The 23666-nt window shown below is 45.6% G+C and carries 19 protein-coding genes, 1 tRNA gene, 1 pseudogene and 1 other annotated feature; all 21 genes and pseudogenes read left to right on the top strand.

Features of this window, described 5'->3' with window-relative positions; all coding sequences use genetic code 11:
- Position 1 precedes the first annotated feature (1 nt).
- The 21 genes and pseudogenes from sufB to recG all read left to right on the top strand — a co-directional run bounded on the left by sufB (position 2) and on the right by recG (position 23642).
- On the top strand, positions 2–1432 hold the full coding sequence (sufB, locus tag FEFB_RS06010; protein ID WP_047975332.1) for a Fe-S cluster assembly protein SufB: 1431 nt from the start codon (positions 2–4) through the stop codon (positions 1430–1432).
- 2 nt (positions 1433–1434) lie between these two features.
- Positions 1435–1743, top strand: a complete 309-nt coding sequence (locus FEFB_RS06005; RefSeq protein ID WP_047975331.1) for a metal-sulfur cluster assembly factor — start codon at positions 1435–1437, stop codon at positions 1741–1743.
- Between the two features lie 482 nt (positions 1744–2225).
- Positions 2226–2336, top strand: a pseudogene (locus FEFB_RS09040) (translation factor (SUA5)); the annotation flags it as partial.
- Positions 2337–2373: 37 nt separating this feature from the next.
- The gene (locus FEFB_RS06000; protein ID WP_047975330.1) at positions 2374–3390 is read left to right on the top strand and encodes a HoxN/HupN/NixA family nickel/cobalt transporter; all 1017 of its coding nucleotides are present in this window, start codon (positions 2374–2376) and stop codon (positions 3388–3390) included.
- A gap of 84 nt (positions 3391–3474) precedes the next feature.
- Positions 3475–3696 (top strand) — a binding site (T-box leader).
- Positions 3697–3747: 51 nt separating this feature from the next.
- Complete coding sequence (locus FEFB_RS05995; protein WP_047975329.1) at positions 3748–5127, top strand: amino acid permease; 1380 nt, start codon at positions 3748–3750, stop codon at positions 5125–5127.
- A 302-nt stretch (positions 5128–5429) separates the two neighbouring features.
- Positions 5430–7049: a CTP synthase gene (locus FEFB_RS05990; RefSeq protein ID WP_047975328.1), complete on the top strand. Its 1620-nt coding sequence runs from the start codon at positions 5430–5432 to the stop codon at positions 7047–7049.
- Positions 7050–7155: 106 nt separating this feature from the next.
- Positions 7156–8949 carry an excinuclease ABC subunit UvrC gene (uvrC, locus tag FEFB_RS05985; protein ID WP_047975327.1) on the top strand — a complete coding sequence of 598 codons (1794 nt, stop codon included), beginning with the start codon at positions 7156–7158 and terminating at the stop codon, positions 8947–8949.
- A gap of 273 nt (positions 8950–9222) precedes the next feature.
- Positions 9223–10539: a GTPase ObgE gene (obgE, locus tag FEFB_RS05980; protein ID WP_047975326.1), complete on the top strand. Its 1317-nt coding sequence runs from the start codon at positions 9223–9225 to the stop codon at positions 10537–10539.
- A gap of 143 nt (positions 10540–10682) precedes the next feature.
- Positions 10683–12053, top strand: a complete 1371-nt coding sequence (locus FEFB_RS05975; RefSeq protein WP_047975325.1) for a DEAD/DEAH box helicase — start codon at positions 10683–10685, stop codon at positions 12051–12053.
- A gap of 294 nt (positions 12054–12347) precedes the next feature.
- Positions 12348–13178, top strand: coding sequence for a DNA-formamidopyrimidine glycosylase (gene mutM, locus FEFB_RS05970; RefSeq protein WP_047975324.1), 831 nt, complete (start codon positions 12348–12350; stop codon positions 13176–13178).
- A 128-nt stretch (positions 13179–13306) separates the two neighbouring features.
- Positions 13307–14017, top strand: a complete 711-nt coding sequence (locus FEFB_RS05965; protein WP_047975323.1) for a DUF975 family protein — start codon at positions 13307–13309, stop codon at positions 14015–14017.
- The gene (gene coaE, locus FEFB_RS05960; RefSeq protein WP_047975322.1) at positions 14014–14616 is read left to right on the top strand and encodes a dephospho-CoA kinase; all 603 of its coding nucleotides are present in this window, start codon (positions 14014–14016) and stop codon (positions 14614–14616) included. Before FEFB_RS05965 ends, coaE begins: the two co-directional genes overlap by 4 nt.
- Positions 14616–16070, top strand: a complete 1455-nt coding sequence (locus tag FEFB_RS05955) for a DnaD domain protein (RefSeq protein ID WP_047975321.1) — start codon at positions 14616–14618, stop codon at positions 16068–16070. The genes coaE and FEFB_RS05955 overlap by 1 nt, the downstream gene beginning before the upstream one ends.
- Before the next feature lie 8 nt (positions 16071–16078).
- The gene (gene dnaI, locus FEFB_RS05950; protein ID WP_047975320.1) at positions 16079–17035 is read left to right on the top strand and encodes a primosomal protein DnaI; all 957 of its coding nucleotides are present in this window, start codon (positions 16079–16081) and stop codon (positions 17033–17035) included.
- An 88-nt stretch (positions 17036–17123) separates the two neighbouring features.
- The gene (locus FEFB_RS05945) at positions 17124–18221 is read left to right on the top strand and encodes a YibE/F family protein (protein WP_369795913.1); all 1098 of its coding nucleotides are present in this window, start codon (positions 17124–17126) and stop codon (positions 18219–18221) included.
- Positions 18218–18997 carry a YibE/F family protein gene (locus FEFB_RS05940; RefSeq protein WP_047975319.1) on the top strand — a complete coding sequence of 260 codons (780 nt, stop codon included), beginning with the start codon at positions 18218–18220 and terminating at the stop codon, positions 18995–18997. Before FEFB_RS05945 ends, FEFB_RS05940 begins: the two co-directional genes overlap by 4 nt.
- On the top strand, positions 18981–19283 hold the full coding sequence (locus tag FEFB_RS05935; RefSeq protein ID WP_047975318.1) for a hypothetical protein: 303 nt from the start codon (positions 18981–18983) through the stop codon (positions 19281–19283). The genes FEFB_RS05940 and FEFB_RS05935 overlap by 17 nt, the downstream gene beginning before the upstream one ends.
- Before the next feature lie 85 nt (positions 19284–19368).
- Positions 19369–19439, top strand: a tRNA-Cys gene (locus FEFB_RS05930).
- A gap of 270 nt (positions 19440–19709) precedes the next feature.
- On the top strand, positions 19710–19991 hold the full coding sequence (locus tag FEFB_RS05925) for a type II toxin-antitoxin system HicB family antitoxin (RefSeq protein ID WP_047975317.1): 282 nt from the start codon (positions 19710–19712) through the stop codon (positions 19989–19991).
- A gap of 1059 nt (positions 19992–21050) precedes the next feature.
- Positions 21051–21365, top strand: coding sequence for a SemiSWEET family transporter (locus FEFB_RS05920; RefSeq protein WP_047975386.1), 315 nt, complete (start codon positions 21051–21053; stop codon positions 21363–21365).
- A 243-nt stretch (positions 21366–21608) separates the two neighbouring features.
- Complete coding sequence (recG, locus tag FEFB_RS05915; RefSeq protein ID WP_047975316.1) at positions 21609–23642, top strand: ATP-dependent DNA helicase RecG; 2034 nt, start codon at positions 21609–21611, stop codon at positions 23640–23642.
- The last annotated feature ends 24 nt before the right edge of the window (positions 23643–23666 follow it).

Raw genomic sequence — 23666 nt, 5'->3', positions numbered from 1 at the left:
AATGGAAATTGATCGACAAGAAGACCTGCAGCGAACACGGGCAGCCATCGGGGCTGACGAGGAGTACGCTCATGGCTTTCATGATGACTACCAGGCAGTCTATTCGACAGGGCAGGGATTGAATGAAGAGGTTATTCGTAAAATTTCGGCTAAGAAGAATGAACCCGGTTGGATGCTTGATTTTCGACTCCAGTCTTACCAGGCTTATTTGAAGATGCCAATGCAGGACTGGGGTCCAGACCTATCCGACCTGAATTTTGATGAAATCTATTACTATAACAAGCCAACCAACGGTAAATACCGCGATTGGAACGATGTTCCCCAAGAGTTGAAGGATACATTTGAACGGTTGGGAGTGCCAGAAGCTGAACGCAAGTGGCTAGCCGGCTCCTCCGCCCAGTATGAGTCCGAAGTGATTTACCACCGGATGAAAGAGGAGTTCGAGAAGACGGGAATCGTTTTCACGGACACCGACACGGCTGTTCAGGAATATCCAGAACTGGTTCGAGAATATTTAGGTTCATTGGTGAAGCCGACTAATAATAAATTAGCTGCCTTGAACTCGGCCGTCTGGTCCGGGGGAACCTTTATCTATGTGCCAAAGGGTGTTCACGTCACGACACCTATCCAGTCTTATTTCCGGATCAATACGGCACAGGAAGGGCAATTTGAACGCACGCTGATTATTGTTGATGAAGGCGCCCATGTTGACTACGTTGAGGGCTGCTCTGCGCCAATGTATTCGCAAGACTCCCTTCATGCAGCTGTGGTGGAAGTCATCGTCAAAAAGGATGGCTATTGCCGCTATACGACCATTCAAAACTGGTCGAACAATGTCTACTCACTTGAAACGAAGCGATCAGCAGCTGCAGAAAACGCCACGATGGAATGGGTCGATGGAAACTTTGGGTCAAAGACAACGATGAAGTACCCTTCGGTTTATTTGAATGGCCAGGGAGCCAGAGGGACCATGCTCTCAATTGCAGTTGCCGGTAAGGGCGTTAACTTAGATTCTGGTGCCAAGATGATCCATAATGCGCCCAATACGTCCTCTTCGATTGTTTCAAAGTCAATTGCCCATGATGGTGGATCAACTGACTACCGGGGAACAGTGAAGTTTGGTCGCGATTCGGCGGGTTCTTTTGCCCACGTCGAATGTGACACCATCTTGGTTGATGACCAGTCGTCAGCAGATACCATTCCTTATAACACTGTCTTGAACGGCAATGTTTCGATGGAACATGAGGCTAAGGTTTCCAAAGTTTCTGAAGACCAGCTTTATTATTTGATGAGCCGGGGTATTTCGGCTGAAAAAGCGACCGAAATGATTGTCATGGGCTTTGTGGAGCCATTTACCAAAGAACTGCCGATGGAATATGCGGTTGAATTGAACCGTTTAATGAAGTTTGAAATGAATGGATCGGTAGGATAAAAATGGATGCAGGGAAAAAAGAAGAAATTATGCTGGCCTTAAGCCAGGTGGTTGATCCGGACTTTCGTGTAGATATCGTCAATTTGGGTTTTATTAATGAAATTGACTTAAATGACCAAGGGTTATGCATAGTTAACATGACCTTAACAGTGATTGGCTGTCCGATTATGGGGACATTAGATGAAATGATTGCCACTGCCTTAAAAATTATTGATGGTGTCGAGGAGGTTAAGATTGAATATTGTTGGGAACCGGCTTGGTCGGTTGAAAGGATGTCACCATATGCCAAGGCGATGTTGGGGCTAAGTTAGAAAATGATATTAGAATTCAATAATGTAATTGACAGAAAAGGTATAAAACACCATTTCAAATTGAAACAAATATAATATAGATGAAATTATGAAGTACAAAGCTTAGATAGGCACAACTCCGGCATATTTGTCCCCTAACAAGGTCAGGTGATTAATCTTTTTCCTTTGCGGACTAGTCATTGAAATTAGTTCGTTTTTATTCACGAAATGCGGAAGGGGCCTAAAAAGTAGGTTTGACTTGATGAAAGAGCATCCGTGATGGTGAATAAAACTCGGACTTATTTTTTCATCGGGCCAAGGTTGCTTTTCTCAAAAGCTTTAGGATTGATGCGATTTCAGTCAGTGTACCGACGGCTTTTTTAAAAAACTGCCAAGCAGTCAAAGCCGATAGTGAATTAGTCCAAGATGCAGAAACTGTTGGCCTAGGCTGAATGGTGAACAAGAATATCGCTGTCGCCAATTGCAGCCACCGATAAGTGGGCATCCAGTCATGTCCAACCGTCATTCGGAAGGGACTTGATATTGACAAAATTATGGCTAACATGGCGATGATCTTTACGAATTTTGATTATCGCCATGGTTTTTATTACTGAAGTGGGTTTTAGGCACTAGAAAAGAGGAGCAGTATTTATGACAGACAGTCACAGTTGGAAATTCGACATTAGCCGTTATGGGGTCTTTATCCTTAGTATCCTGGCTTTAGGCACCGTGTTTTTGAGCACGGGACTTGGAAAATATCCCCAGTTGCTTGGGATGGCCGGTATTTCGTTTACATTTGGCCTGCGCCACGCCTTTGATGTTGATCACATTGCCGCAATCGACAATATGACCCGTAAAATGTTGAATGACCACAAAAATACGAGAGGGGTTGGCTTTTCTTTCTCCTTCGGGCATTCTGTGGTCGTGGTATTGCTCACCTTACTGACGGTGCTTTTTGTCGAGTGGACTGACCATTCCTTGCCAATTTTAGAGTCTGTTGGTGGGATGTTTGGGACCATGATTGCAGCTGTGATGCTGTTACTGCTGGCCTGCTTCAATACTTTTATCCTTCGTGGTATTTGGCAAAATTTCCGGCAAATGAAAAAGGTCGCTTTGGACTCTGATAATGAACAGTTGGCTTCCCAGTCCCGAATCTACCGCCTGTTTATGAAAATGCTGAACTTAGTTAACCATAACTGGCAGGTAGCCGTTGTTGGTTTCTTGTTCGGCTTGGGCTTTGATACGGCAACGCAGGTGGCGGTCTTAGCCACATCGGCAACGGCAACGACTGCCGGTGTTCCTTGGTATGCTATCTTATCTGTGCCTCTATTCTTTACCGCAGGAATGTGCTTGATGGATACTCTGGATGGCTTCTTTATGTCAACGACCTATAACTGGATTATTTCAACTTCTTATCGCAAGGTTTACTTTAACCTGATTTTAACGAGTATCTCGATTATTGCTGCCGGCTTTATTGGTGTTGTCGACTTGATCCAATCGATGTCAGCGATGTTCCACTGGGATAACTTCTTAACCCAGTGGGCGGGGGCGCTTGATTTCAACGAATTGGGCATTATTTTGGTAGCGATTTTCGTTGTTGCCTGGGTAGTAGCTTTGCTGATTTGGAAGGTGATGAACCTGTCAAAATATAACCAGGTCGAATCATAATATTTTAAAAAATCAACGTACCAATGGCTGCCGCTCGATTGTCTTCGATAAAAGTACTTGCAATTTTTTTCAGATGCGCTTACAATTATCACATTCATGAGGACGAGTAATCGGTACCAGTCTGCTAGAGACGTCATGGTTGGTGAAAGTGACGGGCGAAGCCGGTGAAAACTCCCTCAGTAGTGGCCTTTGAGTAATGCGTGAAATGAAGCCCGGTTGTCAGCCGTTATCTTGGCAAAAGAGTGTTGTCTAGGTCTTTTTACTTAGGCAAAACACGGGTGGTACCACGCAACAAGCGTCCCTAGAGATTTCTAGGGGCGCTTTTTTTGTTTGACCAGCCGCGTCAAGGAGAGACAGATGGAAAATGGAAAAGAATTAAAGCGGTCATTGTCATCATTCCAGATGGAGATGATTGCCCTTGGTGGAACAATTGGTGTTGGGCTCTTTTTGGGGTCATCATCGACCATCAAGTGGACGGGAACGTCCGTCTTGCTGGCCTACCTATTGGCCGGCTTGGTCTTATATATTGTCATGCGGGCATTGGGTGAAATGCTTTACGTGAAGCCAATTGTTGGATCATTTGCTAATTATGCAACGAAGTATATTCATCCGGTTGCCGGTTACCTAACCGTGTGGGCGAATGTCTTCCAGTGGCTAACGGTTGGAATTTCGGAAACAATCGCCGTTGGTGATTATATGCACTACTGGTGGCCGGGCGTGCCAACTTGGGTAACGGGTGTGATTGTCTTAATCCTGTTGACCTTAACGAACTTGGTGACGGTTAAGGCCTATGGTCGATTGGAAGCCTGGTTCTCAATCATTAAGGTTTTGACGATTGTCTTTATGATTATCTTGGGACTGTTGATGATTGTCTTTGGCTTTGGTAATCACGGTCATGCCATTGGCTTTTCAAATCTTTGGTCACACGGACCATTCTTTGCTCACGGCTTGAAGGGCTTCATGTTTGCCTTGTCAATCGTGGTCACTTCTTACCAAGCTATCGAAATTATTGGGATTACGGCCGGTGAAGCGGCCCACCCTCAAGAAGCCATTGTGAAGTCGATTAAGTCGATTGTTGCGCGAATCCTGATTTTCTACGTTGGGGCAATCTTTGTGATTGTGACGATTTATCCTTGGGATAAATTAGACACGGTCGGCTCACCATTCGTTGAAACGTTTGCCAAGGTTGGCATTACGGCTGCTGCCGGAATCATCAATTTCGTGATGTTGACAGCTGCCGCATCGGCTTTGAATTCCGGTCTGTTCTCATCATCACGGATGTTGTACACATTGGCACAGCAAAAGGAATTGCCGCCAGTCTTCTTGAAGTTGTCAAAGAACCGCGTGCCAGATGTTTCTGTGATGGCTATGTCATTGGGGATTTTGTTGGGTATCGTCTTAAATGCCGTCTTACCGCTTTTCTGGAAGGGGTCTGCGAACATCTTCGTCTTGGTTTACTCGGCTTCAACCTTACCGGGAATGGTGCCATGGTTTGTGATCTTGATTTCCCAAATTAAGTTCCGCAAGGAAAACCCAGATTTGATGAAGGGCCACCCCTTCATGTTGGCCTTGTCACCATGGTCGAACTACTTTGCAATTTTCTTCCTATTAATTACTTTGGTCTTCATGGTGATTAACCCAACGACTCGGGTACCATTAGCCATTGGCTTTGGCTTCTTGCTCTTCATGGGACTCTTGTACTTCTGGACGCACCGTAACCAGCAAGAAGTGAAGTAAAAATCAGCTTTGCTGACAAGGGTGCTTCGATTACTTGATTGTCAGTATTGTTGTCGAAGAAATCTTTGCTAATGTTTGGTTAACACTGGTCCCTAAGACTGAAAGTGTTTGGTCTAGATAATTATTTTAGTAAGTGTTGACATTCAGGGGGGCAGTCTGTAATATATATTAGGGCTCACATTTAATGTGAAAATCTTTTATGGCTCCCAAGCTACTGCTTGGGAGCCTTTCTATTTTATTTAATGAATTTTGGCTAAAACCATAGCAAAATTCAGTGTGTCAGGCAAAACATAGGAGGCATTATGGCAAAGAAGCAAACCAAGTATATTTTCGTTACCGGTGGGGTCGTTTCATCCCTTGGAAAGGGAATCGTAGCAGCTTCTTTGGGTCGTTTGTTGAAAAACCGCGGCTTGAAGATGGCAATTCAGAAGTTGGATCCTTACATCAACGTTGACCCAGGTACCATGTCTCCATACCAACACGGGGAAACGTATGTGACAGGCGATGGTCTTGAAACTGATTTGGACATGGGCCACTACGAGCGTTTCATGGACATCAACACCAACATGTACTCAAACGTGACGACTGGTCGAATTTATTCAGAAGTTTTGGCCAAGGAACGTAAGGGTGATTACCATGGTGCCACTGTCCAGGTAATTCCACATATCACGAACGCCATCAAGGACAAGATTGTGAAGGCTGGTGAATCAACTGATGCCGATGTTGTTATCGTCGAAGTTGGTGGAACGGTTGGTGATATCGAATCATTGCCATTTATCGAAGCCTTGCGTCAGATGAAATCAGACTTTGGTAACGAAAACGTCTTCTACCTGCACACATCATTGATTGTTTACTTACAAGCTGCCGGTGAGGCAAAAACAAAGCCAACGCAACACTCTGTTTCACAGCTGCGTTCATTGGGTATCCAACCAGACATGTTGGTCTTGCGAACACAACATCCATTGACAGATGAAATGAAGGAAAAGTTGGCAACCTTTACGGATGTTAACCCACAAGCCGTGATTGAATCACGTGATGTGGACACTTTGTACGAAATTCCTTTGAATTTGCAAGCACAAAAGATGGACCAAGTGGTTGTTGATAAGTTGAAGTTGGACGTGCCAGAAGCCGACATGACGGAATGGAAGGCCATGGTTGATGCCATCGAGCACCCAAAGAAGACTATCCATGTTGCCGTTGTTGGTAAGTATACTGATTTGCAGGATGCTTATATCTCAGTGAATGAAGCCTTGAAGCATGGTGGTTACTCACAAGACACTGATGTTGAAATTGCTCACATTAATTCTGAAACAGTGACGGAAGAAAACGTTGCTTCCTTGTTGAAGGATATGGATGGCATCATGGTTCCCGGTGGCTTCGGTCCTCGTGGAACAGAAGGTAAGATTCAGGCAATCCGTTATGCCCGTGAAAACAACATTCCATTCTTGGGTGTCTGCTTGGGTATGCAATTGGCCTCTGTTGAATTTGCCCGTGATGTCTTGGGTTATGAGGATGCCAACTCAATTGAGTTGAACCCTGAAACAACGCACCCAATCATCGCCTTGATGGATGACCAGAACCAAGTGACTGACTTGGGTGGTACACAACGTCTTGGCTTCTACCCAACTTGCCTGTTGGAGGGCACAAAGACTGCTGCCGCTTATGGTAACAAGCCCGAAGTTGATGAACGTCACCGTCACCGCTACGAATTTAACATTAAGTTCCGGGACGAATTTGAAAAGGCTGGTATGGTCTTCTCAGCAACATCACCTGATAACAAGTTGATGGAAGTCATCGAATATCCAAAGAACGACTTCTTTATTGCTGCTCAATACCACCCAGAATTTATTTCACGGCCAAACAAGCCAGAAGGTTTGTACAACAGCTTTATTACTGCTGCTGTGGCCTATAACGGAAAGTAAGCACCAAGCTGATTTTTTAATGAATGCTTTGTTTTGAAGACAAAAAGGTCGCCATATTATTTGGCGGCCTTTTCGTACATAGAAGTCGTGGGGGTATAATAAAGTTATGTTAGCCAATATCTCAAAACACCTTGAACAAAAACTGCTCCTCTTACCAGATGAACCAGGTTCTTACCAAATGAAGGACCGTTTGGGCAAAATTATTTATGTCGGTAAAGCCAAAAACTTGAAGAACCGGGTGCGGTCATATTTTAAGCAGGACCATACTGGCAAGACGGCCGAACTGGTTGCCAACATTGTTGACTTTGACTTTATCGTGACTAATTCCGATAAAGAAGCTTTCTTGTTGGAAAATGAATTAATTAAGAAGTATAAGCCTTATTACAACATTCGCTTGAAGTATGGAACGGGCTATCCATACATCAAGATTACTCGCGAAACCGATCCGCGAATGGCCTTGGTTTCAGAAGTTAAGAAGGATGGCGCTTTTTACTTTGGGCCTTATCCCAACGTTTATGCTGCCCAGGAAACGCTCCATTTCTTGGAAAAAAATTACCCACTAAGACGGTGCAAGGGCCGCCAAGGTCGTCCTTGCCTCTATTATTCGATGGGGCAGTGCCTCGGTGCCTGTTTTCGGGATGTGCCTAAGTCGGAATACACGGCTCAGGTTGACCGAATTAAGCGCTTTTTGTCCGGTGATACCAAGGTCGTTAAGCGGCAAATCGAAAAACAAATGGGCCAAGCTGCTGAAAATTTGGAGTTTGAGCGGGCAGCTGATTTACGTGACCAACTGAAGTATATTGATGAAACGGTTGAAAGCCAACGAATCTTGTCGAATGATTCAACGCCACGTGATATCTTTAATTTTTACCTAGATAAGGGATGGATTACGGTTTCCGTGATGTTTGTTCGGCAGGCTCGCTTGATTCGGCAAAGTAAGCAGACCTTTGCCGTTGTTGGTGACGGGATTGATGAATTTACGACCTTTATCCAGCAATTCTACCTACAAAAGAACATCCAAAAGCCTAAGGAAATTTTAGTGCCAAAGGGCGTTGACCATGACCTGCTAGCCGCTGCCTTGGATATTCCGGTGCGCACGCCCGTCCGCGGTGAAAAGAAGGACTTGCTGGACTTGGCAGAAAAGAACGCCAGGATTGCCCTGGAAGAAAAGTTCCGCCTGATGGAATTGAATGAGCAAAAGACTTCTGGAGCCATGAAGGAAGTTACTGATGCTCTTGGAATTTCAATGGGCCATCGCATAGAAGCCTTTGATCATTCCCATACCCAAGGGGAAGAAATTGTGTCGGCGATGGTGGTCTTTGAAGATGGACGACCAAACAAGGATATGTACCGGAAATACAAGATTAAGTCGACAGACCATGCCGATGAGTGGCTAGAAACGCAGGAAGTCATTCGGCGCCGCTATTCCCGCCTTCTGAAGGAAGGCGCTGAGATGCCGGACCTGATTTTAATGGATGGGGGCATCATCCAGCTTCATGCGGCCAAGGAAGTTTTGGAAGATGAGCTGGGCCTTGATGTACCGATTGCGGCCATGGTTAAAAACGATAAGCACAAGACTGCCGATTTGATTAACGGTAAGACCGAGCAGGTTGTGCGCTTAGACCACCAGTCCCAGGGCTTTTTCTTGGTTCAACGAATCCAAGATGAGGTTCACCGCTTTGCTATTACTTTCCACCGCCAGTCGCGGTCGAAGAAATCCTTGTCTTCGCGTCTGGATGCGATTGCGGGTGTTGGTCCAAAAACCAGGCAAAAGCTGTTGACGAACTTTGGTTCCATCACCAAGATTGAGGCAGCCAGCATCGAAGAGCTTGAAGCCTTGGGATTGTCGTCCAAGGTTGCTCAGCTAGTCCATTGGTCACTGTCGGAGCAAAAGTCTTAAGGAAAAGCAGCTTAATTAGCTATTCATATTAGAATGGTTTTATATGATGCAGGCAACCATTGGCGTTTTACCCTTGGTTTGCAGTATATTGGTAGTGTTCACACAATTGATGGGGGATGTCAAAATTTTTGCTATGGTAAAAAATCAAGTCATTTTTGTCCTGATTTGGCGTCTTCAGGGCAGAAGTGTAGGCAAAGAGAACTTTCTGTGATAGACTTAACTGTCTAGATTCATTGGATTAAAAAAGGAGTAGCGCATTGCGCGCGAATACAAATGGCATTTGTTGATCAAGCACAAGTTGAGCTAAAAGCAGGTAAGGGTGGCGATGGAATCGTTTCTTTCCGTCATGAAAAGTTTGTGGCCATGGGTGGTCCCTTCGGTGGGGACGGTGGCCATGGTGGTTCCATCATCTTAAAGGTGGATGAAGGACTACGAACTTTGATGGATTTCCGTTATAATCGTCACTTTAAGGCCCAGTCTGGTGGTAATGGTGGGACCAAGGGGATGACCGGTGCGTCTGCAGACGACCGCGTGATTAAAGTTCCCCAAGGGACCATCGTGACCGATGCTGATACCGGTGAGGTATTGGGTGATTTAGTGCGCCCTGATCAGACATTATTGGTTGCTCGTGGTGGTCGTGGTGGTCGTGGTAACATTCGTTTTGCCACGCCAGCTAACCCAGCTCCTGAATTATCTGAAAACGGTGAGCCAGGTCAAACACGACAAATTAAGTTGGAATTGCGAGTTTTGGCTGATGTTGGTTTGGTTGGTTTCCCCTCTGCTGGAAAATCAACTTTGTTGTCGGTGGTGTCAAATGCGAAGCCAAAGATTGCGGCTTACCACTTTACAACGATTGACCCGAACATCGGGATGGTCCGCTTGGGCGATAACCGTGACTTTGTCATGGCTGATTTGCCAGGGTTGATTGAAGGGGCTTCACAAGGTGTTGGATTAGGATTCCAATTCTTGCGTCACGTTGAGCGGACCCGCGTTATCTTGCACTTGGTGGATATGTCTGGCATTGAAGGACAGGACCCCTATGTTCAGTATAAGAAAATTTTGACTGAATTGAAGGAATATGATCCAACGATTTTGGAGCGACCACAAATCGTGGTTGCTACTAAGATGGACATGCCAGATTCAGAGGAATTGTTTGCGAAGTTCCAAGAACAGGTGCAAGCAGATTCTGGTTTGGCTAAAACACCTGAAATTGTTTCAATTTCAGCTGTGACCCATGATGGCGTTGGTGCGCTTTTGCGCAAGACGGCCGACTTGTTGGATCAAGCGCCAGTACCAACGGCTTACCAACAGGAAGAAGAAACAACGGAAGAGAAGATTTACCAATACAAGAAGCAAGCTCCTGTCGTTTCCGTTGATTGGGATGATGAACTTTCTTGCTGGTTGATTTCTGGACCGGAAGTCGAAAAGCTGGCTGCCATGACGAACATGCAACGTGAAGCAACCATTATGCGCTTTGCCCGTCAACTCCGCCATATGGGTGTTGATGATAAGTTGCGCGAAGCTGGTGCCGAAGACGGCGACGATGTTCGAATTAATAATACAAACTTTGTCTTTGAATATTCTGAATAAGCCAAAAACCATTGGCTACCTTTCAGTCGAAAAAGCCCACCTACAAAAATCGTAAGGCGGGCTTTTGTTATAATAGAAGTGAATTTTAAAAACGGGCGGATTGCCGTCAAAAAGACAGTCGCCAAAAATAAGGAAAATAAAGAATGATTTTACCGGAACTTGCCAATTTATTTCATGAACAATTTCAAGAAGAAACGCCGATTCAAAATGCCCTTTTTGACCGAATGACCGCCGGTGAATCAGTCTTCGGCCTGGCACCGACTGGTTCTGGGAAGACGTTAGCCTTTGCTTTGCCGGTGTTGTCACGGATTGATTTGACGGCCAAGCAGAGTCAGGTTCTGATTTTAGCACCCTCACAGGAACTAGGGGCACAGTTGGCTCAGGTTATTCGCCCGTATGCGAGCGAGGTTGGTGTCAAGGTTGCCGCCTTAATTGGTGGGGCGAACGGGAAACGCCAGGCTGATAAGTTGAAGAAGGAGAAGCCGGCTATCGTGGTCGGGACTCTTGGCCGGATTTTAACGATGATTGATGGTGGGGCGTTGAAAACCAAGCACCTGAAGACGTTAATTGTCGATGAGGCCGATGCCACCTTGAACGAAGAACACCAGGAAGACTTAAACGCCTTAGCGGATGCGCTTCCACCACTTGACCAGGTTGCTCTTTTTTCGGCAACCTCAGGTGTCGATTTGGCCTGGGTCAAGGAACTTTTTGGCCACTCTGTGAAGCCGGTTTCCGTGGAAAATCAGGCACCAAAAACCATTGACCATACCTACTTGCACGTTGATGCCAAGGCAAAGCACAAGGTCTTGATTGAATTAGCTCGCCGACACCAGCAAGCCTTGGTTTTCTTTAACACCATTGGGACCTTGGTTGCCGCACAAGCAGCCTTGCGCCACGAACATGCTTCCGTCATGTCCGTTGGGAACAACGAAAAGTCGCACTTAAAGCGGGCCGATGCCCTCCAATCGTTTAAGAAGGGCAAACTTGACTTGTTGCTGGCAACGGATGTGGCTGCCCGTGGTCTTGATATTCAGGGCTTGCCATTAGTGGTCAATGCGCAAATTCCGCATAACTTGACGACCTACCTTCACCGAACAGGTCGAACAGGGCGTGCTGGTCTTTCCGGTCAAGTGTTGAACCTGGGTAACGACCACGATATCCGCAAGTTGAAGCAGTACTTGCCAGAAGAAATCAACCTGGAAAAGTTCAACTGGGCCGCAGCCGATGAAAAGCAACAGGAAGCCAAGAAGTTGCAAAAGGCGATGGCGACAGTGACAGATGATGGCGATGATTTGGCCGAAGAAAAACAGCCACGTGCTGAAAAGAAGCGGGCTGCCAATCCTCAGGATGGCAAAAACCGCAAAGCCGATAAGAAGAACCGTCAAAAGCAGTCCGAAGAGAAACGCGAACTGACTTCCAAGGAAGCTGCCAAGGCGAAGAAAAAGCACCAAGCACGGAAGAAGAAGGATAAAGGTAAGCCAAAGTGGGCTAGCCGACCTCAGGATTCGAAGTGATTTAATCGAGTTGCCATTTTTTCAAGTGTGGCCAACTGGTAGTTGGTTGACGACAGCAAGCCGAATTATTGGCCATTATCCCTGTGCTATAATGAAAACAATATGAACTTATTGACAGATTATCCAAAAGATAGTCGGGCAATCGTGCCTGGCTATTTTTTGTTATAATATTTCTTGAAAATATTAATGAAATTTGTTGATTTAACCAGTAATCGTCAAGGTTAGGCCAAAAGTTAACCAAAAACTAAGCCACAAATATTTAAAACGTTGATATGAAGGGGGTTATCGACCCAAATGCCAGAATTGCCTGAAGTTGAAACTGTCCGCCGCGGGCTGACTGCCCTGGTACAGGGGGCAAAAATTAACAGCGTGGCTGTTCCTTATCCAAAAGCAATCGTTTCTGATTTAACGAATTTTCAGACGGACTTAGCCGGGGCAACTATCGATAAAATTGACCGGCGGGGCAAGTTTTTGCTTTTCCGGCTCTCAAATCAAAAGACCCTGGTTTCCCACCTACGGATGGAGGGCCAGTACTCGGTTGAGCCTGTGGGAGAGACCCCACATAAGCACACGGAAGTGATCTTTACCCTAGATGACGACCGCGATTTAATGTACAACGACACCCGCCGCTTCGGCCGGATGCAACTGGTACCGACCGGTAAAGAATACCAAGAGGTTTCCGGTTTAGCGAAAATGGGGCCGGAACCCACCGAAGCTGATTTAGATATCACCTATTTAACATCAATTTTAGCCAAGTCCCACCGAAAGATTAAGCCGTTTTTGCTTGACCAGTCTAATGTGGCTGGCCTTGGTAATATCTATACGGATGAGGTGCTTTGGCAGACCAAGGTCCATCCGGAGACCTTAACGGACCATTTATCGGCGGAAGAGGTGTCCAACCTGCGCCAAAATATTATTCAAGAGATTAACCGGGCGACCGTTCATCATGGGACGACCGTCCATTCCTTTTCCAATGTTTTTGGTGAGGTTGGTCAATTTCAAAACGAACTTGATGTCTATGGCCGTGCTGGTGAACCCTGCCGGCGCTGTGGTACGACACTTGTCAAGATTAAAGTCACCCAACGCGGAACCACCTACTGTCCAAACTGCCAGGTACAAAAGTAAGTGAGACCTCGGCTTGTCTGGTAGCTGTAATTAGACCATGAAAAATCAGTGCTATTAACCGCTATTTCATTTTATTTATCTTTAAAAACCCAGCAGAAGGTAATTGTGCCTTTTCGCGAAAGGAACTCATGACAGAAATCACACCAATCTCGCGCAATCGTGTTAAGCTGACCGCCAGAAAACATCTACAAAAAAGTTTTGTTGCTGCCATCAAGGCTAACTGGATTGTTATTTTATTTAATCTTTTTCAAACCGCTTTGGTACTGACAACAACCTATCTGGTGTTATTGAACTATCACCAAACGGGTCAGCTGGTGTACTTCAACCAACGAAGTGCTTACTTTAGCCAAACGGTTGCCAGTACCATTGCTCTGGTCTTCTCTTGGTCTGCTAAATGGGCCATTGTGGATCAGTTTCAGGAACCAAAGGCTAAGGTCACATGGCGCCAAAGCATTCAGGCTTTTCGCTTTGGGCGGTTCTTTGCGACCTTTATGCTGGCTTTCGTACAAAACATCCTGCTCTTCTTATGGTCGGTACTGGTGATTCCGGGCTTCGTTAAGGCCTTCTCCTACTCACAGACTTACTATGCCTTTAAGATGGATAGCCTGCTTGGTCGCCAGCAGAAATCCTTGACCGACTATATTTCGATTTCTCGGCGGGTAATGTCTGGACGAAAAATGGAACTTTTCCAACTTGAACTTTCCTTTTTGGGCTGGCACCTACTAGGGTTTTTGACCTTTGGCTTAGCCTATATCTACGTGACGCCATACTTGAATACGGCGCGAGTTGTCTACTCAAGCCAAGTCTTTGCACAAGCTTTGCAGAAGGGGGCAGCATGAAAATCATCGGTTTAACAGGGAGTATTGCTACTGGAAAATCAGCAGTCACCAAGATTGTGGCAGCTGCCGGTTATCGGGTAATTGATGCCGACCTGGTTGCCCGCGAGGTAGTGGAACCGGGGACCTTTACTCTTGAAAAAATCAAGGATATTTTTGGTTTAGATATTGTTGAAAACGGAGTCTTGAACCGAAAAAAGCTTGGGCAAATGGTCTTTCAAGACCCAGCTAAATTAAAGGAACTCACAGCGATTACGAGTCCAGCAATTTACTCAGCGATTGAGGACAAGCTCAACTTTTTTAAAAACCGTGGTGAAAAGGTGATTTTTATCGCCATTCCACTCCTTTTTGAACAAAAGTACGATGAATCTGGCTGGCTCGACCAAATTTTGGTGGTCGCTACGAACCCGCGGATCGAACTTGACCGATTAATGGCCCGAGATCACTTAGACGAATATGCGGCTCAAAGCCGAATTAAGGCCCAAATTTCAATCGAAAAGAAGGTCGAGATGGCTGACGTCGTCTTTGACAATAATGGCAGTGAAGAAGAACTAAAGCAGCAAGTTGAAAAGTATCTAGTTGATTTAAAGAAGGAAGAATAATGGCTGTTTCCAAGCAGACAATTGAATTTCAGGCGAAAGAGCCGGCCTATTTGAGCTTGCAGGCGCCAATTAGCCTTGCTGATTTGGACCGTGTTTTTAGCTTGTACTTGCCTTTTCTGGGTGCCAAAGCTTATGCCCTCTACCATTTCATGGTTCAAGAGAGCCAGGCCGGTACGACAAAATGGTCCGATCACTATTTGCTGCTTGATACGTTAACCTTGTCATTGCCCGACCTTGTCCATGCCCGCAAGGCGCTGGAGGCGGTGGGGTTGTTGAAAACCTTCTACCAGGAAGCCGGTGGCTTTGCTGGCTATACATATCAAATTCAGCCTCCAATGACGGCACAAGACTTCTTTAACGAAGACTTGCTGTCTGGCTTACTCTTTTACTTTGCCGGTGAGGACCGCTTTCAGGTTTTGGCTGACCGCTTTGCGGGTCAACCGGCCGGTCAAGTCACTGGTGCCAACGTTGTCAACCTCTCGGCTAGCTTCTTGGAATTCTTTGATAATCCGGTTGCCGGCCGCCAGCCAAGTGTCGAATTGGCAGGGCCAGGGTCGCTGGACGATTTGGACTTTAGTACGCAGAGCTTTGACTACGATGCGATGGTCGCCCTTATCCATGGCACAACGGCTGCTAATTTAGCGTCCGACCGGCAATTGATTATGACCCAGCAGGTCCTTTACGGGCTGAACGAGGCCGAGTTAGCAACGGCCATTACGCGCAACATTAACCTTGATGATCACCGCTTAAACCGTCCTGCTTTTATGGCCTACTTGCAAAATCAGTGGGGAAACAATGCTGAAAAGACCAAGTTAGCCAACCGGGGAAATCAAGTTGAAACATCTTCAGCTGGTCCAGGGCAGAGCTATCAAGCAGTTGGTTCAGTTGGCCAGCAGCTGACTGGCGGCCAGGGTCAACCAACGGCTCAGGCGTCAAACAGTCAGAGTCAGCTTAAACAAGGCACGTCAAAACAATCAAGGGTCCTGCAATCGCTTTATCAGGCAGCTGATTTATTGAGTCCAATTGACTTTCTACGGCAAATTAAAGAAAATAATCATGGTTACGTGACAAAGTCCGAGAGCCAGTTACTAACCAATCTGGTTCAACAAAATATTTTGCCGGTACCAGTGATCAATATCCTGATTTACCAGGTTTTGGTGAATATGGATAATTCTGATTTGAAGCGGAACTTGGTCGATTCGATTGTCAATGATTGGGCGAAAAATCAGGTCGATACCGCACCGAAGGCAGTCGCTGCGATTAAGAACCACCAAAACCAGCAGAAGGCCCGCACGAGCACGAATCAAAGTCGCTACCAGGGTTGGTATAATCGATCCGGCCAGAAGGTGGAACCGAAGATGGCTCAAAATGACCAGTTGACTAGCCGGGCCAGTCAGGGTGATGATGCAGCTGCCATGATGGCGTTGTTGAAGGATCGCAAAACTAAGAATTGAGGTTTGTAATGAAAGATTTAGGGTCAGCCTTAAAAGATTTTCAAAAAAAATATCCCCAAGTTTCCAATGCCCGTTTGGCGCAAACCCTGGAAGTGATCAAGAACAATCAAGACGTTCAAGATTTCTGGCAGGCACATCAAAAAGAGTTAAAACCCGATGCCTTCGCGGTGTCGATGATGGACTTGTTCGAGTATGTTAACCAAAAGCATCAGAGTAAAAATCCTGATAGTGGCCTTTTTCCCGGTTACCATCCCATTCTAACGATTGAAAAGGGTTACCCACACGTGACCTACCAGGCCAGCCAGAAAACCCAGGAATCTTTGATGCAAAAAAAGATGCTGAAGATGTTTTCGGTGCCAAAGGACGTTCGCCAGGCTGATTTGAAACAATTAGTTGCAGAAGTCGGCCAACACCCTGGTCGCCAGGCTGCTGTTTCAGCGGCCGTTCGACTTTTTGACGCCTTGGTTTCAAAAGATGAAGGCCGCCAGGACGACTTTGTTCAAGGCCTTTATCTTTACGGCGATTTTGGTGTCGGGAAGACCTACCTAATGGGAGCCTTGGCCAATGCCTTGTCTGCTAATGGGATTTCGGTCATGATGGTCCACTGGACAACGATGATTGAGGACTTGAAGGCCGGTTTCAATAAAAATAGTACTGAACAAAAAACGGATGATATTATCGCGCAGGCTAAACAGGCCGAAGTCCTGATTTTAGACGATATGGGGACGGATAATTTGACTGCTTGGGCGAGAGATTCGATCCTGTCGGTTATCTTGGAATACCGAATGCAAAATCAGTTGACCACTTGCTTTACTTCTAATTTTGATTTAACCTCATTAGAGGAGTATTTGAGTCAAACGAGAGAGGCAAAAGAGCCGGGCAAGGCTGCCCGGTTGATGCAGCGAATCTTATTCTTGGCCCAGCCAGTGGCTGTAGCCGGCGAAAATCTGCGTTTACGTCGTTAAAAAAATTCTGTTGGGGCTGGACAGTGACTGTGACAGCTCTTTTCTTTTGTAAGTTTTAACTTTGCCCTTTTTAGGAGGGTAAGAGGGGATGTTGATCATGAAAAAACAGCTTGGCCGCTTGGCCATTATTGCCGTTGTGACCATCCTGGCCTTTTTCTTTGCCCGCTTTGATAGTTTTTTGTACTCCGCCCCTGTTGGCCAGGTTACGGCCGTTAAGCAGACCAGTCAAGAATCAACCACGGACGAATTTGGTAACCAGGACGGTCAATATACCCAGAACTTGTCGGTGAAACTACTCAACCGATCTGGCCAAACGGTTAAGATTCAAAATCAGGTGATGGCCTCACAGACGATGACGACTAATTACGAGGTTGGTGACCAAATTCTACTCAAGGAGTATTCTGGTTCCTATCAGATCGACACCATCAAGCGCGATTCGACGCTCTTGGCGTTGGTGGCCTTATTGGTAACGGCGACAATCATTTATGTTCGCTTTAAAAAGACTAGTTTCTTGTTGCTATCGGTTGTCTTGAATGCTGCCGTTTTTGTGGTGGCACTGGTTGTTGATGTTCACGTTAAGAGTTTGCCGGTTGTTCTCTGGTTTTCTTTGGTAGCGGTGGCTTTAGCAGCTCTTTCGCTCTACCTTGTCTTAGGACGCAGTCGGCAGGCCCATATTACGTTAGTGGCGACGGCCATTACGACTGCTTTGGCGGTTTTTGTTATGTGGTTTGTGTTACTAGTGACGGGTGGTATTGGTGTGCACTTTGAAACGATGTCCTTTGTGACCCAGGTTCCAGCCCCAATTTTCTATGCGCAAACTATTATTGGTGTTTTGGGAGCGGTGATGGATGAGTCCGCTGATATTGTTGCTGGTCTCTTTGGCCTTTACCGGGAATCACCGCATCGACCCTTTAAGGATTATTGGCAGGCGGGATTGTCGGTTGGCCGTGAGATTTTGGGTACCTTGACCAACGTCTTGTTTATGATTTTTATTGCCGAGACGATTCCAATGGTGATTTTGATGCTACGCAATGGCAATAATTGGTCCTACATTTTGGACCAAGTCATGAACCTTGGTATCTTGCAGACGGTTGTTTCTGCTCTTGGAATTGTTTGGGCAGTACCAGTCACGGCCGGCCTGACGGCCTGGAAATTACGTCATCAAGAAGAGGAGGCGGCAAAATGAATTCGATTTGTGTGCTGATTATTATCCTTCTTCTTTCATTGATGATTGTTGGTGGTCAGCAAGGGTTGAAGACTTTTTTGGGACTGGTCTTGAACTTTTTCCTGATTTTTACGTTGATTATCCTTGTTAATTGGGGCTTTAATCCTTATATCGTGATGGCCATCATTTCCTTGATGATTCTTTCGGTCGCTATCTACCTTTCGGCCGGTCGAGCTAAGGTCATGGCAATTGCTTGGCAGAGCTCTTTGGTGGTCACCACCGTTGTTGGCTGCTTGTCTTTTTTGACCCAACACTTTGCTCAGGTCCAAGGCTATACTCTGGAAAATTCGGATGAATTAGAGGGCTTGTCGCTCAATATCGGCATCAACTTTAGCCATTTAGTCGTGATTGTGATGGTCATTTCGGCTTTGGGGGCGATTGCTGAAGCTTCGATGGCGATTACTGCTGATTTATTTGAAGTAATTGAACGTTCGCCCGATATTACGAAGGAATCGTTAAGTGAGCATGCGGAAACCATTGGCAGCCAAATTCTGGGGACGGCGGTTAACACACTCTTCTTCGGGATGTTGGGAGCTAATATTCCACTCTTGATTTGGTACCTGCGCCTGCACTACACGTTGGCGGAATTTATCAATGCCAAGCTCTTGGTGATGGAAGTGGCCACGATGCTGTTGGGCATGATTGGTATTTTGCTATCGATTTGGCTGTCGACTTACATGGTCGAGCGCCGTTACCAAAAGGAAGGACGGAACTTGTTAGATGAATCAGACGTTTAATTTGATTGAAGAAATCACCCGCAACGATGGCACAATTTACTACGAGCTGGGCAATATTTCCGAAAACTCTCGAGCAGAGTATGCTGCTGAGCATGGGATGATTAAAGAAGTTCGGATTTTGAAGATGAATATTCCGCGGTCTTCTCACGTGGAAAAGGTAGAGGACTTTATTAACCATCACTATGACTTTTTACCACTGGAAGCTGACCACTTTGACGAGTGGGTTAAGCCGGATGATATTCAGGCTGAAATGAAGCAGATTCTCTTAGATAATAAATTGGGTTAAATCAGCTTGTGCAATAACTTTCATAAAGGTATTGTAATTTAGACCAATTTTCTTTATAATTATAAGCGTTGTTCAAACGCTTTTTGGTGGCATAGCCAAGTGGTAAGGCATGGGTCTGCAACACCCTGATCGCCGGTTCGACTCCGGTTGCCACCTTGAAAGTAAAGTCCCTGACGGGTTATCCTGTCGGGGACTTTTTTTATTTATTTTGAACTGCGTTATTTTATCTTGATTTCGTATGATTATTTGTGGTCGATTGGCGCACACAAGTAATTACTTTTCTGATTTTAAAATAGATAGTTGGTGCTAACACCCATATTGGCACATGTTACAATGTTGATTGAAAAAAGAGGCTAGCCCAGCGAATACTGAAAGCATTGGGCTATTAGGCTGATTTTGCACGTTGAGATCGAAAAGGTGAGCAATATGAAATATATGTATTACGCAACTTTATATCTAGATTGCGACTGCATTGGTGTTAACTTCCACGATTTTCCAAATGTGAATACCCTTGGAAAGGATAAAATTGAAGCGACTAAAATGGCCAAGGATGTACTGGAAGGGGATCTGCTCGCTGCTGAAGACAATTGGATTCAATTGCCTGAGAGGACAAGCGCCACTGATGTTCAAACAAAAAACGGTGAGTCTTTGCTTGCGGTTGTGGCCGATACTTCCCTTGTACTGGTAAACAAAAAAGAAGGCTGTTAAGCCTTCAAATTGCTGCCTCTTATAGGCACAAAATATATTTTTTCCGTTGATTGGATTGCAGTCAAATTTTGTTTAATAGGCGGGCAGACCACAGCCATCAGTACAACGGTAAATTTCTCACAGTATCGCCCAGGTTAATGGTCTGACGACTAACGTATTCAAACGGGAGAATATTGTCGTCATCAACATTTAAAATCAGCGCTTCTGTGCTAGTTAATGGATAGTTAACATGTGTAGTTGATGGTACAGCGAAGTGACGTTTGTATAAAATCGAGTAGTTTTCGTCGATTTTTAATGGTGTCAGTGTTTCAATTAGTGATTCACAGCGGCCTAAGAATTTGTCATCATTATAGGGAGCGGTGACCTCGCCCAACCGCTTATAGACGCCTAGCTTTTGTCCGTAGTAGATGTCATCTTTTTTACCAACGTTGACGATGACTTCATACTCATTTAAAATACTGATACTTTACCGCTATTTGAATGATTTGACTCTAATAATATGGGCCTTCTCCTAATACCTAAGTTAATCAGCTTTTATCGTGATTCCGGCTCTGCACGTAATGCTTTCATTCAATTGTTCGAACTACCTATTTGTTTTTACTTCAACTAAAATACCTAAGCATGTGTTGGTGTATCGACAAATCTTTTCTACATTTTAAGATACAAAATCTGCAATTAGCCTTCTATACGATTCTATAAAAGGCTATTAATTGTATAGAATGTCATCTTCGATGAACGATATACTTTATTCTATCAAAAATGAGATAAAAACTAACAAAAAGTAATAAAATTTCGTTTAAATTGATGAAGCAAGTTTTAGTTTGTTTAAAGTTCTGGAATGTTGATTAAATTCCAATGATTTGTTTTTGATTTTTCGGCCATTTAGTGATAAAACTGGCTCTGATAGGATTGACGGATAATGGCGCTTTTTAATCAAAAATAAATTATTTTTGATTATCCAACACTTCGCTTCGATTGTCCTTGCATTTTTTCTGATTGTGTTATAATTGACACAATCATTCGAGCGAATGATGGAATAGGAGATACAAAATCATGGGCATGCGTGTTGATAATTATGTTTCACCAGAAGAAAAAAAACAGGTAGATGAGAAGCGGATTAAGATGCTGAAGATCTTTTCTAAGGTCGCAACCGTGATGAATATCTTGATGTACGTTTCATACTTTCCACAGATTATTTCTAACTTTAGTGGGGAGCCGGTTAACTGGCTCCAACCAGCCGTTGCGATGATCAACGCTACGCTATGGACTGGCTATGGTTGGTTGAAGACTTATAAGGATTGGCCAATCATCATTTCCAACGTTCCTGGAATTTTCTTTGGAGCGATTACTTTCATCACAGTATTTATTCATTAAAGAACAAAAGTCGCCGTTGGCGTCTTTTTTTATGGTTAAAAAATGAGAAATCAGTGCTTGAATGACTGGGATGGATGAAAAATCCATGTCAAAAGAATACTGGCTGGTTAACTTCTGATTTTGGTGGCGAACGTGACAAAATTGTTGCAAAGGTGGTGCTGACAGGCTTGCTGGCGTGGCCGATATTTCATTTCGTTCTTGAAAATGGTAAAATATTGCTTATCAAAAAGAGGGGATACACTCATGTCATTGGCTTTAGAAGACCCGGTTTCAGCACTGTCTGGTGTCGGGGAAAAGAGACAAGCTGCGCTACGCGACTTGGGTATTTTTACAATTGAAGACTTGTTGACTTATTATCCCTTCCGCTACGAGGACTTGGGCGCAAGACGGCCATCGGAAACGCTTGATGGGGAAAAGGTGACGTTTAAAGGGATTGTTTCCACACCCACCGTGGTGCGGCGCTTTGGCAAGCGGTCGCAGACGGTTTTAGGATTGTTGATTGATCGTGAAAATATCCGGGTAACCTTCTTTAACCAGCCCTGGGTTGCTAAAAACATCGAGGTTGGCCAGGAGGTCGCCGTTTATGGGACCTTTAATGCAGCTAAGGCGGCCCTGTCCGCTATCAAATTAGTTCCAGCCACGGCCGATGCCCTCGATCCAATTTATCCGGCCTCCAAGGGCGTTAAGGCCAAGACGATTGCTGATTTGGTTGAGCAAGCATGGGGACAACTGCGTGGGCAGATGCCAAACTTGGTGCCACAACACTTGCGTGATAAGTACCGCCTCCTCGATAAAAATCAGCAAATCGAGTGGGCCCATTTTCCTAAGGACTCAGCGGAAGCCAAGGCCGGTCGGCGGTCGGCGGCCTTCGAAGAGTTCTTTATCTTTCAAATGCGCCTACAATTGATCAAACAGGCAGACCAGTCTTTTGGTGGTCAACCACTGGATTATGACAAGGCGGCGGTTGCCAAACTGATTGACCGCCTTCCTTATGACTTAACCGCTGCCCAAAAGCGAGTGGTCGGCGAAATTTTGGCCGACCAACACGATGCACGGCACATGAACCGCCTCCTACAAGGTGATGTTGGTTCCGGAAAAACGGTGGTGGCAGCCATCGCCATGTATGCAACGGTGACTGCCGGCTGTCAGGCAGCCTTAATGGCACCAACCGAAATTCTGGCCCAGCAACACGCCAAGAGCCTGGCAAAGCTCTTTGATCAAGCGGGGATTGACCTGCGGGTGGAACTGTTGACTTCCGGACTGAAGGCTGCGCAGCGTCGCCAAATCTTAGCTGATTTAACCAATGGTGAAATTGATATTGTTGTCGGCACCCATGCTCTGGTGCAAGACGACGTTTACTTCCATCATCTTGGGTTAGCAGTCATTGATGAGCAACACCGTTTTGGTGTGAAACAGCGGTCAAAGTTACGTGAGGGGGGGATGAACCCTGATATCCTGGCCATGACGGCGACACCAATTCCAAGAACCTTGTCCATCACAGCCTATGGTGAGATGGAAGTTTCTGTGATTGACGAGTTACCAGCAGGACGGAAACAGATTATTACGAGTCAGCTTTCTCAAAGACAGTTTGACCAGGCGCTGGCTTTGATGAAGGCAGAGCTGGCCAAGGGGGCGCAGGCGTATGTTGTGACTCCCTTGATTGAAGAATCCGAGACGCTGGATGTCCGGAATGTCACCGAAGTTTACCAGACCTTGCAGGCGGCCTTGCCGGACTATACGGTTGGTCTTTTACATGGCCGGTTGAAAAAGGACGACAAAGATACCTTGATGCAGGGCTTCAAGGACAATCAGGTTCAGGTCTTGGTCGCAACGACCGTCGTTGAAGTTGGGGTCGATGTGCCGAATGCTTCCATTATGTTAATATTAGATGCTGACCGTTTCGGCTTGGCTCAGCTTCATCAATTGCGGGGGCGGGTTGGCCGAGGTGACCGCCAATCCTACACGGTTTTGGTGGCCGACCCTAAGACCGACTATGGTAAGGAACGGCTCAAGGCATTGGTTGATACAACCGATGGCTTTGAATTAGCCCAGCGTGACTTGGAATTACGGGGCGCAGGTGATATCTTAGGGACAAAGCAGTCCGGGATGCCTGAATTTCAGGTGGGTGATCCAGTTAAGGATTTGACGATGCTGACCATTGCCCAGCAAGAAGCCCTAAGTCTTGTGCGTGAGTCAGATTGGGACAACCAGGTGGAAAATCAGCCCCTAGTAACTTACTTATCCAAAACCATGGCGCAGTTCCGCCATTTTGATTAATGAATTTAAAACGAAAACGATAAT

It is taken from the genome of Fructobacillus sp. EFB-N1, from assembly GCF_001038455.1.
Lineage (GTDB): Bacteria > Bacillota > Bacilli > Lactobacillales > Lactobacillaceae > Fructobacillus > Fructobacillus cardui.
The sequence above is the reverse complement of the archived record's forward strand: the minus strand, read 5'-3'. Positions and strand labels throughout refer to the sequence as shown.

Bases quoted from the DNA above. Each gene is read 5' to 3' on its own strand.
- FEFB_RS05920 (WP_047975386.1), top strand. From the start codon at position 21,051: ATGCGTGTTGATAATTATGTTTCACCAGAAGAAAAAAAACAGGTAGAT.
- recG (WP_047975316.1), top strand. From the start codon at position 21,609: ATGTCATTGGCTTTAGAAGACCCGGTTTCAGCACTGTCTGGTGTCGGG.
- dnaI (WP_047975320.1), top strand. From the start codon at position 16,079: ATGAAAGATTTAGGGTCAGCCTTAAAAGATTTTCAAAAAAAATATCCC.
- FEFB_RS05940 (WP_047975319.1), top strand. From the start codon at position 18,218: ATGAATTCGATTTGTGTGCTGATTATTATCCTTCTTCTTTCATTGATG.
- obgE (WP_047975326.1), top strand. From the start codon at position 9,223: ATGGCATTTGTTGATCAAGCACAAGTTGAGCTAAAAGCAGGTAAGGGT.
- coaE (WP_047975322.1), top strand. From the start codon at position 14,014: ATGAAAATCATCGGTTTAACAGGGAGTATTGCTACTGGAAAATCAGCA.
- uvrC (WP_047975327.1), top strand. From the start codon at position 7,156: ATGTTAGCCAATATCTCAAAACACCTTGAACAAAAACTGCTCCTCTTA.
- FEFB_RS05955 (WP_047975321.1), top strand. From the start codon at position 14,616: ATGGCTGTTTCCAAGCAGACAATTGAATTTCAGGCGAAAGAGCCGGCC.
- FEFB_RS06005 (WP_047975331.1), top strand. From the start codon at position 1,435: ATGGATGCAGGGAAAAAAGAAGAAATTATGCTGGCCTTAAGCCAGGTG.
- mutM (WP_047975324.1), top strand. From the start codon at position 12,348: ATGCCAGAATTGCCTGAAGTTGAAACTGTCCGCCGCGGGCTGACTGCC.
- FEFB_RS05990 (WP_047975328.1), top strand. From the start codon at position 5,430: ATGGCAAAGAAGCAAACCAAGTATATTTTCGTTACCGGTGGGGTCGTT.
- FEFB_RS05965 (WP_047975323.1), top strand. From the start codon at position 13,307: ATGACAGAAATCACACCAATCTCGCGCAATCGTGTTAAGCTGACCGCC.
- FEFB_RS05945 (WP_369795913.1), top strand. From the start codon at position 17,124: ATGTTGATCATGAAAAAACAGCTTGGCCGCTTGGCCATTATTGCCGTT.
- sufB (WP_047975332.1), top strand. From the start codon at position 2: ATGGAAATTGATCGACAAGAAGACCTGCAGCGAACACGGGCAGCCATC.
- FEFB_RS05925 (WP_047975317.1), top strand. From the start codon at position 19,710: ATGAAATATATGTATTACGCAACTTTATATCTAGATTGCGACTGCATT.
- FEFB_RS06000 (WP_047975330.1), top strand. From the start codon at position 2,374: ATGACAGACAGTCACAGTTGGAAATTCGACATTAGCCGTTATGGGGTC.
- FEFB_RS05975 (WP_047975325.1), top strand. From the start codon at position 10,683: ATGATTTTACCGGAACTTGCCAATTTATTTCATGAACAATTTCAAGAA.
- FEFB_RS05935 (WP_047975318.1), top strand. From the start codon at position 18,981: ATGAATCAGACGTTTAATTTGATTGAAGAAATCACCCGCAACGATGGC.
- FEFB_RS05995 (WP_047975329.1), top strand. From the start codon at position 3,748: ATGGAAAATGGAAAAGAATTAAAGCGGTCATTGTCATCATTCCAGATG.